This is a genomic window from Inhella sp., assembly GCF_041912635.1.
Taxonomy (GTDB): Bacteria; Pseudomonadota; Gammaproteobacteria; order Burkholderiales; family Burkholderiaceae_C; genus Inhella.
Map to the genome: position 1 here is coordinate 85925 of NZ_JAYRMO010000011.1, position 12886 is coordinate 98810.

Sequence of the window (12886 nt, forward strand, 5' to 3'; positions counted from 1 at the left end):
CAAGGGGATCGCGGAAACTGGCGCGCATTGTCCGAAGGAGTTGAGTGATGCGTGTGGCCGTGGTGGGTTGTGGGGCGATTGGGGGCTGGCTGGCGGGGCGGCTGGCCGATGCGGGCGTGGCCGTTTCCGTGCTGGCGCGTGGGGCCACCCTGCGGGCGCTGCAGCAGCGCGGCCTGCGCATCCAGGAAGCGGGCGTGGAGCGCAACCTGAAGCTGCCGGCCAGCGATCGGCCCGAGGAACTGGGTCTGCACGATCTCGTCATCCTGGCCGTCAAGGGCCAGGCGGCGGCGCAGGCGGTGCCGCTGGCCGCGGCCTTGCGGGCTCCTGAGGGCAAGGTCTGGACCGCCATGAATGGCGTGCCCTGGTGGTTCGCCGATGGTCTGCCGGCGCTGCAGAACGAGGCGCTGCGCAGCCTGGACCCCGAGGGGCGTCTGCTGGCCCAGCTGGGCGCTGCCGAGGTGCTGGGCGGCGTGGTGCACGCCAGTTGCCAGAACCCCGAACCAGCCCTGGTGCGCCATGTCATGGGCCAGGGCCTGCTGGTGGGCGACCCGAATGCGGCCGGCAGCGCGGCCGAGGCCGGGCTGGTCAGCCTGCTGCTGCAGGCCGGCTTCGAGGCCAAGGCCAGCGCCAACATCCGCCAGGACCTTTGGTACAAGCTGTGGGGCAACGCCACCACCAACCCGATCTCGGCCCTGACCGGTGCCACCACCGACCGCATCCTCGACGACCCGCAGGTGCTGGCGTTGACGGACGCGGCGATGCACGAGCTGGCGGCGGTGGGCGCGGCCATCGGCTGCCCGGTGCCGCACACGCCCGAGGAGCGTCACGCCATCACGCGGCGTCTGGGCGCCTTCAAGACCTCGATGCTGCAGGACCGCGAGGCCGGCCGGCGCCTGGAGATCGATGCCCTGCTGGCGGCACCCCGCGAGATCGCGCAGCGCGTGGGCGTGGCCACGCCGATGCTCGATGCCCTGCACGGACTGGCCAGGCTACTGGATGGGAGCCTGGCGGCGGCTTGATCATTTCGCCGGCTGGCACCGAGGTTCGTGGCGGGCCCAGGTCAGCGTGAAGTCGGCCAGCGCGCGCCATTCGGGACGGATGTAGTGCTGGTGATGTCGATCGTGCCAGGCCGAGGCCTCGCTCAAGTCGCCTTGGGCCGCGAGGCTTAGCAAACCGAGTGTGAGCACGAGATCTCTGGCTGACGCCTGGAGGCCACTGTTGGGCCCGCTGACCAGTGACTGTGCGGCGGCATGCGCAGCTGCCCAGTCCGAACGGCTCACAGTGCCGAAGAGGCGGAGCAGGGTCTGCGTGGCTCGGTCGGGTTGCCACTCGGCTCCTCGCCCCCAGAACGCTTCGCTCCACAGCTCCTGCAGGCCGGGCCTATCCAACTGTCCGAACGTGGCGAGAGCCAAGGTGTTCAGCTGCGCCTGCGCCTGTCGGGCATTAAAGCGCACCAAGCCACTGCGTTGCGCCAGCAGGGCATCGATGTCGGTCGCCAAGCTTGGGTTGAGCTCCGGGAGCTGCGCATCGCGTTCACGTGCCAGCAATGCCCGTCGCGCCAGTCTGGCCTGACGGTACGCGATGCCCACACTGTCCGCCCCGCTGACTTGGAGGACGGGCTCCGCTTCTTCGAGCGGTTCCCGGCAATCGAGCACCCGTAATAGGGGTGCGCCACCAAGCGCAGCGCGGCCCATGGTCAAGGCCGTCTTACGCTTGAAGCGCTCAGCGGGAGCCTGCAGCGCCACAGTAGGCCAGAAGTCGCTGTGGATGGGCGCATTGAACTGCCGGACGAAGGTGCGCAGCAGCGTCGGGCCGCCAAGGCGGCGGGCCTCCAGATCGTTTCTGGAACCCAGTCCGACGCGCTGCAACTCGGAGGCCAGCTCCGGTTCTTCCCAGGGGTGCGCATTCAAGCCGTGCCGACGGCCCTTGTGAGCGAGTACTACCAAGTCACCTGCATTCGCCTGATATACCTCGCTATTCGGAAACTGCTGGATCAGGGCGGCCAGCATCTGTGCCAGCAGGGCATCCGACATCTCGTAGGTGTGAATCCACTGCACCAGCACTCCATCGGTGCTGAGCTGACGTCGGACCAAGCGATAGAACTCCTGGGTGAACAGGCTGGAGACGCCGCTGACCCATGGGTTTGAGGGCTCTGAAACGATTACGTCGTAGGCCTCTCCCTGGACCGAAAGGAACTTGCGTGCATCTTCAAGGCGGACGTGGGAACGCGGGTCCTTGTAGGCACGCACGTTGCGCGGATGAAAGCTGCGCGCCCCTTCGATCATGGCCGGCTCGATTTCGATGGTGTCGACCTGTTCTGGCCTGCGTGAGCCCAGCACCGTGTGCGTGCTGAGGCCCGATCCCCAGCCAATCAGTGCGACTCTTCGTGGGGCAGGGTGGGCGGCCAGAGGAAGACTACCCAGCATTAGCATCGTGATCTCGTCTGGACTGGGGACTTTGTCGAACGGGTTCACGCCGGCATCAGGCTTGCCATTGGTGGCGATATTCAGGCTGTCACCATGTGCACGCACCGAAATGGTCGCCGTCGAGCCATCCTTGAAGAACACCAGCTCACCCAGGGCGGCCGGATTGAAACCACTGCGGAACACGCCTGCGGCCTGATGCAGGGGATTGGGCAAGCCGGCGACCATCACCACGGCCAGCACGCCCAGGGAGCCCAGCGCGGCCAAGCCGCTGCCGAAGGTCCACTCCGGTGGGCCGAAGCGGCGCAGCAGCACCAGGCCGATCAGCACGTCCACCGTGGCCGCCACCAGCAGGCTGAGCACCACGCCGATCTGGGGCACCAGCAGGTGCACCGCCAGTGCCACCCCGGCAATGGCACCCAGGGTATTGGCGGCGTAGACCTGGCCCACGGCGCGCTCACTACCGCCCTCGCGCAACAGCGCGGCCGTGAAGAGGGGCAAGGTCATGCCCGCGAAGAAGGCCGCCGGCAACATCACCACCATGGCCGTGAACGCCGTGGCCAGGCTGTAGAGCGTGTAGCCCCCATCGCTGGGCGTGAGGCTGCCGACCAGCCAGCCGGCCCAGGAGTAGCTGCCGGCCAGCACGGGCACCGAGAGCAGTGCGGCGACGCCCATCGCCACCTGGACGTAGCCCGCATAGCGCACCGGATCACCGATGCGCGGACCGCGTCGCTGTACCCAGAGTCCACCGAGCGCCAGACCGGCGATGAAGGAGGCGAGCATCAGCTCGAAGCCATGCAGCGTCGTGCCCAGGGCCTGGTTCAGCAGTCGCACCCAGCCGATCTCATAGCCGAAGGAGGCCGCACTGGAACCGAAAGTGGCCCAGAGCAGCGCGCGACGCAGGCGCGGCAGCTCGGCACTGGGGGCGCTGGCGGGTTCGCTCGCATTGGCGGCGCCCGGCAAGGGACGGTTGCCCTCATGCAGTGCGCCACTCGTCCAGGCCGTGGTGGCTGCCAGCAGCAGGTTCATCACTGCGGCCACCTGCAAGGCGCCCTGCATGCCCACCGCCGGCAGCAGCAGGAAGGTGGCAGTCAGCGCACCGAGCGCGGCGCCGATGCCGTTCGTGAAGTACAGGCCGCCCAATTGGGCACTGGTGCCGGCACCCGGGAAGGCGCGCAGCACACCGGCCGCGATCAGCGGAAAGGTCGCGCCCAGCAGCACGGTTTGCGGGGCAATCAGCGCAGCGGCGCTGGCCCATTGCCAAGTAGCAGCCAGGCCCGGGCTGCCCAGAGCGGGCAGAGCCTGCTCCAGGTTCCAGTTCGCCACGGCATTGAAGAGCGGGTGAAAGATCAGCCCCAGCAGGCCGATCGCGGCCTCCACCGCGGCGTAGCAGCCCACCAGGCGGCGGATCTGCAGGGTGTGCCGGCTGACCCACCAGCTGCCCAGGGCCATGCCGCCCATGAACATGATCAGCACCAGAGTCTGCGCATAGGCGGCGTGGCCGAGCATCAGGCCCAGGTAGTGGGTCCAGATGGATTGGTAGATCAGCGCCGAGAAGCCGGAGAGGACGAAGAGCGTCAGCAAGAGCAGACGCAATGCGTCACTCTGCAGGCGGATCGCGGGCTGGGGCAGTGCTTCAGCCGTGCTGGCATGCATGGTGGGGTTCCTATGACTTGGGCTTGGGTCAGCCCTGCAAGAACGGGGCCACCCCGATCCAGCGCACGTGCAGCACCATGGCGAACACCGCATAGGCCCCGGTGCCCAGCACCAGCACCGCCAGCGTGCCCGGCCAGCTTCCCGGTGCCACGGCAGGGGCCGGACGGCGACGGGCGTTGCGGAACAGCAGCACCGACCAGAGCAGCAGGCCGCCGAACAGCAGCAGGTCCGCCGCGGTGTGGTTGACCAGCAGATGCGCCAGCGCCCAGAGCTTGACGCTCAGCGTCATCGGGTGCTTCAGCGCCGCCTTGAGGTGGTTGCGCGGCACGTAGGCGGCCACCATCAGCCAGAAGGCCGGCAGCACCAGCAGGGCCACCAAGTGGCGCAGGCCGCGCGCGGCGCCCTCTGGCAGCAGGAACAGTGGCGCCAGCTGCGTGTGCAGCTGCCCATAGCCCCAGACCAGCAGGCCGAAGCCGGCGATCGACACCAGGCTGTACAGGCCCTTCCAGGTCTTGTCGCCCAGGCGCTGGAGCTGGCGTTCGCGCCAGGCCGGCGCGCACAGGCGCAGCGAATGGCTGCCCAGAAACAGCAGCAAGCCGGCTACAAAGAGGATCCAGGCCCGTTCCATTGCATCTCCTTCACCAAGCGGTGGCGCAATGTAGGGGCAGCGCGCGTTCGGCCACAGGAGGGAAAACCGTGCAACTCATCCAAGGTCATCGCACCGATCTGGCCGGCGGCCTGCAGGTGCGCCGGCTGCTGCCGGCCGCGCAGGCCCGCGCGGTCGGGCCCTTCGTGTTTCTCGACCATTTCGGTCCGGTCGAGCTGGCGGCCGAGGTCCACAGCGATGTCGGCCCCCATCCGCATATCGGGCTGGCCACCGTCAGCTACCTGTTCGAAGGCCGGTTGACGCACCGCGACAGCTTGGGCACGGTGCAGGACATCGCGCCGGGCGACCTGAACTGGATGCAGGCCGGCCGAGGCATCGTGCACAGCGAGCGCACGCCGTTCGATCTGCGCAGCCAGCCGCGCCGGCTGCACGGGCTGCAGCTCTGGGCCGCCCTGCCGCCCGGGCAGACCGAACTGGAACCGGCCTTCTGGCATCTGCCCGCCGCGGCCCTGCCCGAGTTGCCGCTAGCTGGGGGCCGCCTGCGTGTGCTGGTGGGCAGCGCGATGGGCGCCAGCAGCCCGCTGCCCACGGTCTGGCCCACGCTGTACGTGGATCTGGAGCTGGAGCCCGGCGCGGTGCTGGAGCTGCCGTCGCTGGCGGAGCAATCGGCGCTCTACCTGCCCTGGGGTGGCTTGCAGCTGGACCGCCAGCCGCTGCCGGCCGAGCAGCTGGCGCTGCTGCCACCGCAGCCCCTGCGCCTGCAGGCCGGGCCGGCTGGCGCGCGGGCCGTGATCCTGGGCGGAGCGGCGCTGCCGCAAACACCGCGCATGTGGTGGAACTTCGTGGCTTATGAGCGCGAAACCCTGGGCCGGGCGGCAGCGCGCTGGGCAGCCGGGGAATTTCCGGCCATCCCTGGGGAGACGGGCCGGATCGAGGCGCCCCCTTGGCGCGCTTGAGGGCGGCTCGGCCCTCACGCCACCCGGTCCACTTTCATCGCCAGCAACACCGAGGTCGTGGTGCGTAGCACGCCGTCGATCTCGCCGATCTCGTCGAGCAGGGCATCGAGCCGCTGGGTTGAGGGCGCGCGCAGCACGGCGAGGTAGTCGAACTCGCCGCTGACGGCGGCGAGCTGGCGCAGTTCGGGCATCAAGGACAGGCGCTCGATGACCGCGCGCGCCGCCTTGGCGCTGACGGCCAGGTTGACAAAGGCCTGCACGCCCTGGCCGCCTTCGGTGGCGGCCAGGCGCGCGGTGTAGCCCACGATGACGCCGCTGCTCTCCAGCCGCGCCAGTCGTGCCACCACGGTGGTGCGGGCCACACCGAGCTGGCGCGCCAAGTCGGCCGTGGCGGCGCGTGCATTGGCCTGCAGCAGGGCGATCAGGCGGCGGTCCAGGGCGTCCAGTGTGGTGCTCGCGGCGGAACTCATGGTTTTCCCTATTTGATGCGGTTCGACGGAATTCGATGACGAAACGTCGTTGGCTGCAGATTTTCCGACGAACTCACGCTTTCTTTCGTCGCGCGCCATTTCTACAGTCACGCCCATCGCTGCGGTGCTGCCGCAGCCCCCAACAACCCTCTTGGAGACTCCCCATGATGAAGATTGCCCTGCTCGGCGCCGGTCACATCGGCCAGACCATTGCCCGCCTGCTGCACGCCACCGGCGACTACCAGGTCACCGTGATGGACAAGAGCCCCAAGTACCTGGCCGTGCTGGCTGCCGAGGGCATCGCCACCAAGGAAGTCGACAGCGAGAACAAGGCCGCCCTGATGGCCGGCGTGCGTGGCAATGACGCCGTCGTCAACGCGCTGCCCTACCACCTGGCCATCACCGCCGCCGAAGCCGCGCTCGAGTGCGGCTGCCACTACTTCGACCTGACCGAAGACGTGGCCGCCACCAAGGCCATCATGGAAATGGCCAAGACGGCCAAAACCGCCTTCATGCCCCAGTGCGGCCTGGCTCCGGGCTTCATCGGCATCGTGGCCCACCACCTGGCCAAGCAGTTCGACGAAGTGCGTGATGTGCAGATGCGCGTCGGCGCGCTGCCGGCCTTCCCCACCAACAAGCTCAAGTACAACCTGACCTGGTCGGTCGACGGCCTGATCAACGAGTACTGCCACCCCTGCGAAGCCATCCACGGCGGCGAGTTCATCCAGGCCCTGCCCCTGGAAGGCCTGGAGCACTTCAGCCTGGACGGCACCGAGTACGAAGCCTTCAACACCTCGGGCGGCCTGGGCACCCTGTGCGAGACCTGGGCCGGCAAGGTCAAGAACCTCGACTACAAGACCGTGCGCTACCCCGGCCACCGCGACCTGATGAAGTTCCTGCTGGAAGACCTGGCCCTGGCCGGCGACCAGGAGAAGCTCAAGGACATCATGCGCAAGAGCATGCCCGCCACCATGCAGGACGTGGTGCTGGTGTTCGTGACCGTCAGCGGCATGAAGAACGGCCAGCTGCTGCAAGAAGTGTTCGCCCGCAAGATCTTTGCCGACCGCGATGTGAAGGCCCCGCTGTCGGCCATCCAGATCACCACCGCCGCCGGCATCTGCACGGCCGTGGACCTGTTCCGCGAAGGCAAGCTGCCGCAGAAGGGCTTCGTGCGTCAGGAAGACGTGGCGCTGCCCGACTTCCTGGCCAACCGCTTCGGCAAGGCCTACGAGCAGCAACGCAACGTGCAGTCGATCGCCTAAATTAGCCCCACTGCGCTGACCTCTACGCGCCGCCGCCCTGTTTGATTCAGCGCGGCGGCGCTTCCGCTTCCAGGAGTTACCAATGACCAACATTTCCACCCAAGCCCACGACCTGCTGGCCCGCATGGGCGTGGCCAAGAGCCTGTACACCGAAGGCACCCTGACCGCGCGTTCGCCGGTTGACGGCGCCGTCACCGGCAAGGTCGTCGAGAGCACGGCCGCCGACATGCAGGCTGCCATCGGCAAGGCCCACGCCGCCTTCCTGGAGTGGCGCGTGATCCCCGCGCCGAAGCGTGGCGAGCTGGTGCGCAAGTTCGGCGAGGTGCTGCGCGCCCACAAGACCGATCTGGCCGCGCTGGTGTCGCTTGAGGCCGGCAAGATCGCCTCCGAAGGCCTGGGCGAAGTGCAGGAAATGATCGACATCTGCGACTTCGCAGTCGGCCTGAGCCGCCAGCTGCATGGCCTGACCATCGCCAGCGAGCGCCCCGGCCACCGCATGATGGAACAGTGGCTGCCGCTGGGCGTCGTGGGCATCATCTCGGCCTTCAACTTCCCGGTGGCCGTGTGGGCCTGGAACTCGGCCCTGGCCCTGGTGGCCGGTGACACCTGCATCTGGAAGCCGAGCGAGAAGACCCCGCTGACGGCCCTGGCCACGCAAGCCCTGTTCGAGAAGGCCGTGGCGGCCTACAAGGCCGATGGCCATGTGGCGCCCGAAGGCCTGAGCCTGCTGCTGAACGGCGGTGCCGCCGTCGGTGAGGCGCTGGTGAACGACACCCGCGTGCCGCTGATCAGCGCCACCGGTTCGACCCGCATGGGCCGCATCGTCGGCCCGAAGGTGGCCGCGCGCTTCGGCCGCTGCCTGCTGGAGCTGGGCGGCAACAACGCGCTGATCGTCAGCGACAAGGCCGACCTGGACCTGGCCGTGCGCGCCATCGCCTTCGGTGCCTGGGGCACTGCCGGCCAGCGCTGCACCACCACCCGCCGCGTCATCGCCCACGCCTCGGTGCACGACCAGCTGGTCGAGCGCCTGGAAAAGGTGCGCGTGCAGCTGAAGATCGGCAACCCGCTGGCCGACGGCACCCTGGTCGGCCCGCTGGTGGACAAGCTGGCCTTTGATGCCATGCAGTCCGCCCTGGCGCAGGCCAAGGCCCAGGGCGGCACGGTGCGCGGCGGTGAGCGCGCCCTGGCCGCCGAGCTGCCCGAGGCCTACTACGCCGCCCCGGCCCTGGTGACCATGCCGGCCCAGACCGAGGTCGTCTGCCACGAGACTTTCGCGCCCATCCTCTACGTGCTGAAGTACGAGAAGCTGGATGAGGCCATCGCCCTGCAGAACGGTGTGCCCCAAGGCCTGTCCAGCGCCATCTTCACCACCGACATCCGCGAGGCCGAGGCCTTCATGTCGGCCGCCGGCAGCGACTGCGGCATCGCCAACGTCAACATCGGTACCTCGGGCGCCGAGATCGGTGGCGCCTTCGGTGGCGAGAAGGAAACCGGCGGCGGCCGCGAGTCGGGTTCGGACGCCTGGCGCCAGTACATGCGCCGTGTCACGAACACGGTGAACTACAGCAACAGCCTGCCGCTGGCCCAGGGGGTGAAGTTCGATGTTTGACCTGCGCCCTGCCGAGACCGGCATCTACCGCCTGGTCAAGGGCATGCTCGGCGCCTCGGCGGCCGACGCGCTCTTCACCCAGCTGGAGATCGACCCGCGCATCCTCAAGCCCATCTCGGCGGCCGTCAGCCGCGCCGAGATGGCTCAGGCCCTGAACATGGTGCTGTTCTATGACCTGCACGAGCGCGTGCCCGAGGGCCACGACTATGTGCAGGACGTCATGGCATCGGGCGCCAAGATCACCTTCGACCACGGCGCCCTGCGCACCGTGGCCTGGCCCAGCGGCGCGCTTCCGCCGGGCGAGGCGGCCATCAGCCGCGTGCTGCGCCCGCTGGGTTTCGCCGTGGCCGACACCTACCCGCTGCCGCGCCTGAAGATGACCGGCCGCGCTTGGGCCCACACCGACTTCCCGGAAACCATCGCCCAGTTCTTCGTCTCCGAGCTGCACCCCGAGCAGTTCAGCGTCGAGTTCCAGGCAGCGGTCACCCGTGTGCTGGCCGATTCCGTGGACCCGCTGGGCCCGCAGGACATCGGCCGCCTGGAGCGCCTGGGCCGCGACGGCTCGCTGCCCTGGGCCGATGCCCTGGCCCTGATGCCCAAGGTGGTGGCCTGCTTCGGCCGCCAGCACGGCGGTTTCGCCTTGGCCGACTACGAGACCCTGCTGGCCGAATCCGCCGAGATGGCCTGGATCAGCACCGAGGGCAATGCCTTCAACCATGCCACCGACCGTGTCGAGGATCTTGAGGCTTTGAGTGCGCAGCAGAAGAAGCTCGGCCGCTCGATCAAGGACGCGATCGAGGTCAGCAAGAGCGGCCGCGTGATGCAGACCGCCTTCAAGGCGGCGCAGGTGGAGCGCGAGTTCCTGGACGAGGACGGCGACTGGGTGACCCGCCATGTGCCCGGCAGCTTCTACGAGTTCATCCAGCGCGAGCGCCTGCAATGTGGCCGCCTGGACCTGGCCTTCGACGCCGGCAATGCAACCGCCATCTTCAAGATGACGACGCATGAGGCACTGGAAATTCTGAGTTGAGTATGTCGATCAAGGGTCTTTTCTGGGTGGCGGCGGCCTTCGCCGCCATCAGCACGGTCTTGCTCGTGGTGTGGGTGTGCAATGGCCTCATGGACTGGCTGCAAGTGCTGCCCCGTGAGCAGGCGCGCGCCCTCACGCCGCTGCTGTTGGCCAGTTCCGGGGTCACGGCCGCACTGGCCGCCGCCTGGCGGCGTCGCCGCGAAGCCAAGGGCGCCCCGCGTGACGCTTGAGGCCCTTCTTGCCGGCGCCGGCGCGGCGGCCAGCATCGAGCTCGAGCCGCGCTATCTGAGCGGCGCCCGCTACGGCGCCGGCAGTGCATCGGCGCTTTTGAAGCCCGGCAGCGCCGCGCAGGCAGCCGAGCTGCTGCGTCTCGCTGGCGAGCACGGCGTGGCGCTGGTGCTGCAGGGTGCTCACACCGGCCTGGTCAAGGCCGCCACGCCACAGGGCCAGGTGCTGCTCAGCACCGAGCGCCTGCGCGAGGTCTTCGAGCTGGACCCGCTGGACCGCACCTTGCGGGTCTCCAGTGGCTTCAAGCTCAGCGAGGTCAATCAGCGTCTGGCCGAGCACGGCCTGCAGTTCCCGATTGACCTGTCGGCCGACCCGAGCATCGGCGGCATGCTGGCGCACAACACCGGCGGCACGCGCATGCTGCGTTACGGCGATGTGCGCGCCAACACCCTGGGCCTGGAAGTGGCGCTGGCCGATGGTCGGCTGGTGCGCCTGGGCCATGGCCTGGCCAAGGACAACTCGGCCCTGGCCCTGCAGCAGCTCTTCATCGGCTCCTCGGGCGGCCTGGGGCTGATCACCGAGGCCACGCTGCGGCTGGCACCCCTGCCCAAGCAATCCGCTGTGGCCCTGGTGGCACCGGCCTCACTGGAGGCTGTGTGGCCGCTCTACCAGCGCTGGATGAGCGAGTTCGGCGTGCTGGTTTCGGCCTTCGAGGGCCTGAGCGCGAACGCGCTGGAGGCGGCCATCCATGTGCAGGGCGGGGCTTCGCCGTTTGCGGCCGAGCTGCCGCCTTACAGCCTGTTGGTCGAGCTCTCGTCCGAGCTGCCCGCCTCGCAACTGAACCTGCGCGAGCTGCTGCACACGGCGCTGGAAGCAGCCTTTGAATCAGGCGAGGTGGTGGACGCCGCGCTCGACAACGACGAAGGCCTCTGGGGCCTGCGCCATGCGGTGAGCGAGGGCCTGCGCGAGCAGGGCGCGGTGATCGGTTTCGACATCAGCCTGCCGCGCCGCGCCGTGTGGGCCTTCCGCGAGCAGGCCACCGCCTGGCTGGCCGAACACTTCGCACCGGCCAAGGTGTGCGACTTCGGCCACCTGGGCGATGGTGGCCAGCACTTCAACCTGGTCTGGCCCAAGGCCGCGGCCGCCTTGTCGGCCGAGGAGGGCGCGCGGCTGCGCGCCGGCATCTATGCGCTGGTGATGGCGCATGGGGGCTCGTTCAGCGCCGAGCACGGGCTGGGGCCCTTGCTGCAGTCCACGTATGACGTCCATACCGACGTTGGCGTGAAGCAGCTGTCGGCGGCGGTGGCGGGCCTGATGAACCCGCAGGGCTTGTTGGGGCAGTTCAGGTTCGGGTGACTTGCGCTGATGGGTGAGAGCCCAAATCAAACAGCGCCCGCTCTCTCCAACATCGCGTGCAGCAGCACGTTGCACCCCGCCGTGATGTGCTCCGGCTTGGCGTCCTCGATCTCGTTGTGGCTGATGCCGTCCTTGCAAGGGATGAAGATCATCCCGGCCGGAGCGAGCCTGGCCATGTAGACGGCGTCGTGCCCGGCGCCCGAGACCGCGGGCATGTTGCTGTAGCCGAGTTGGTCGGCCGCACGCTGCACGGCGGCGATGCAGTCCGGGTGGAAGGGTTGGGCGGGGTAGTTGGAAACCTGCTCGATCTGGATGGCCAAGCCGGTCTCCGCCGACAGGCGCGCGGCCACGCTGCGGATGTCGGCGTCCATCGCCTCGCACAGCGCATCGCTGGCATTGCGCAGGTCGATGCTGAACTTCACGCGGCCGGGGATGACGTTGCGGCTGTTCGGGTGCACATGGATCATGCCGACCGTGCCGCGGCCATGCGGTGGGTGGCGGTGCGCGCAGGCCACCACTTCCTGCATCAGCTTCGTGGCCACCTGCAGCGCGTCCTTGCGCAGCGCCATCGGGGTCGGGCCGGCGTGGGCCTCCATGCCAGTGACCACGCAGTCGTACCAGCGGATGCCGAGCACGCCAGTGACGACGCCGATGGTCTTGCCGTGGTCCTCGAGCACCGGGCCTTGCTCGATATGGGTCTCGAAGTAGGCGCCGATCGGGTGCTGGCCGGGCACCTCGGAGCCGATGTAGCCGATGCGCTCCAGCTCGCCCTTGACCGTCTTGCCCTCGGTGTCGGTGGCGGCGTAGGCGTGTTCGAGCGTGAAGGCCTTGGCGAACACGCCCGAGCCCATCATCACGGGCACGAAGCGCGAGCCTTCCTCGTTGGTCCAGAACGCGACCTCGATCGGCGCCTCGGTCTCGATGCCGTGGTCGTTCAGCGTGCGCACCACCTCGATGCCGGCGAGCACGCCATAGTTGCCGTCGAACTTGCCGCCGGTGGGCTGGGTGTCGATATGGCTGCCGGTCATGATGGGCGGCAGGCTGTTGTTGCGGCCGGGGCGGCGCATGAAGGCGTTGCCGATCTGGTCGATGGTGACCGTCATGCCGGCCGCGCGCGCCCAGCCCAGCACCAGGTCGCGGCCCTGCTTGTCGAGATCGGTGAGTGTGAGGCGGCAGACGCCGCCCTTGGGGGTGGCGCCGATCTGGGCCAACTCCATCAGCGAGTCCCACAGGCGCTGGCCGTTGATGCGCAGGGTGTCGACGCGCGGGGTGGTGGCGGTGTCCATGGG

General features: G+C 68.6%; 11 protein-coding genes. 7 read left to right on the forward strand and 4 right to left on the reverse strand.

Annotated elements, in window-relative coordinates; translation table 11 throughout:
* Positions 1–47: 47 nt before the first annotated feature.
* Positions 48–1019 (forward strand): 2-dehydropantoate 2-reductase, encoded by a 972-nt coding sequence (locus tag ACE3QP_RS08620; RefSeq protein ID WP_374435217.1) that lies wholly within the window; start codon positions 48–50, stop codon positions 1017–1019.
* On the opposite strand, the gene ACE3QP_RS08625 is transcribed toward ACE3QP_RS08620, so the two are convergent.
* Positions 1020–4079: a fused MFS/spermidine synthase gene (locus tag ACE3QP_RS08625; RefSeq protein ID WP_374435218.1), complete on the reverse strand. Its 3060-nt coding sequence runs from the start codon at positions 4077–4079 to the stop codon at positions 1020–1022.
* A 28-nt stretch (positions 4080–4107) separates the two neighbouring features.
* Positions 4108–4707: an NnrU family protein gene (locus ACE3QP_RS08630; RefSeq protein ID WP_374435219.1), complete on the reverse strand. Its 600-nt coding sequence runs from the start codon at positions 4705–4707 to the stop codon at positions 4108–4110.
* 68 nt (positions 4708–4775) lie between these two features.
* On the opposite strand from ACE3QP_RS08630, the gene ACE3QP_RS08635 reads away from it, so the two are divergent.
* The gene (locus ACE3QP_RS08635; RefSeq protein ID WP_374435220.1) at positions 4776–5642 is read left to right on the forward strand and encodes a pirin family protein; all 867 of its coding nucleotides are present in this window, start codon (positions 4776–4778) and stop codon (positions 5640–5642) included.
* A 14-nt stretch (positions 5643–5656) separates the two neighbouring features.
* On the opposite strand, the gene ACE3QP_RS08640 is transcribed toward ACE3QP_RS08635, so the two are convergent.
* Positions 5657–6112, reverse strand: coding sequence for an Lrp/AsnC family transcriptional regulator (locus ACE3QP_RS08640; protein WP_374435221.1), 456 nt, complete (start codon positions 6110–6112; stop codon positions 5657–5659).
* 167 nt (positions 6113–6279) lie between these two features.
* On the opposite strand from ACE3QP_RS08640, the gene ACE3QP_RS08645 reads away from it, so the two are divergent.
* From ACE3QP_RS08645 to ACE3QP_RS08665, 5 genes are all read left to right on the forward strand, one after another.
* Positions 6280–7374, forward strand: coding sequence for a saccharopine dehydrogenase C-terminal domain-containing protein (locus ACE3QP_RS08645; RefSeq protein WP_374435275.1), 1095 nt, complete (start codon positions 6280–6282; stop codon positions 7372–7374).
* A gap of 82 nt (positions 7375–7456) precedes the next feature.
* A complete protein-coding gene (locus ACE3QP_RS08650) occupies positions 7457–8983 on the forward strand; it encodes an aldehyde dehydrogenase family protein (protein ID WP_374435222.1) in 1527 nt (508 codons plus the stop codon).
* A 139-nt stretch (positions 8984–9122) separates the two neighbouring features.
* Positions 9123–10013 carry a DUF1338 domain-containing protein gene (locus ACE3QP_RS08655; protein ID WP_374435277.1) on the forward strand — a complete coding sequence of 297 codons (891 nt, stop codon included), beginning with the start codon at positions 9123–9125 and terminating at the stop codon, positions 10011–10013.
* 2 nt (positions 10014–10015) lie between these two features.
* A complete protein-coding gene (locus ACE3QP_RS08660) occupies positions 10016–10243 on the forward strand; it encodes a hypothetical protein (RefSeq protein WP_374435224.1) in 228 nt (75 codons plus the stop codon).
* Positions 10233–11597 (forward strand): FAD-binding oxidoreductase, encoded by a 1365-nt coding sequence (locus ACE3QP_RS08665; RefSeq protein ID WP_374435226.1) that lies wholly within the window; start codon positions 10233–10235, stop codon positions 11595–11597. Before ACE3QP_RS08660 ends, ACE3QP_RS08665 begins: the two co-directional genes overlap by 11 nt.
* Before the next feature lie 26 nt (positions 11598–11623).
* Here ACE3QP_RS08665 and ACE3QP_RS08670 read toward each other — a convergent pair whose 3' ends face one another.
* Entirely contained in the window at positions 11624–12883 is a 1260-nt protein-coding gene (locus tag ACE3QP_RS08670) for a Zn-dependent hydrolase (RefSeq protein WP_374435228.1), read from the reverse strand.
* Positions 12884–12886 lie beyond the last annotated feature (3 nt).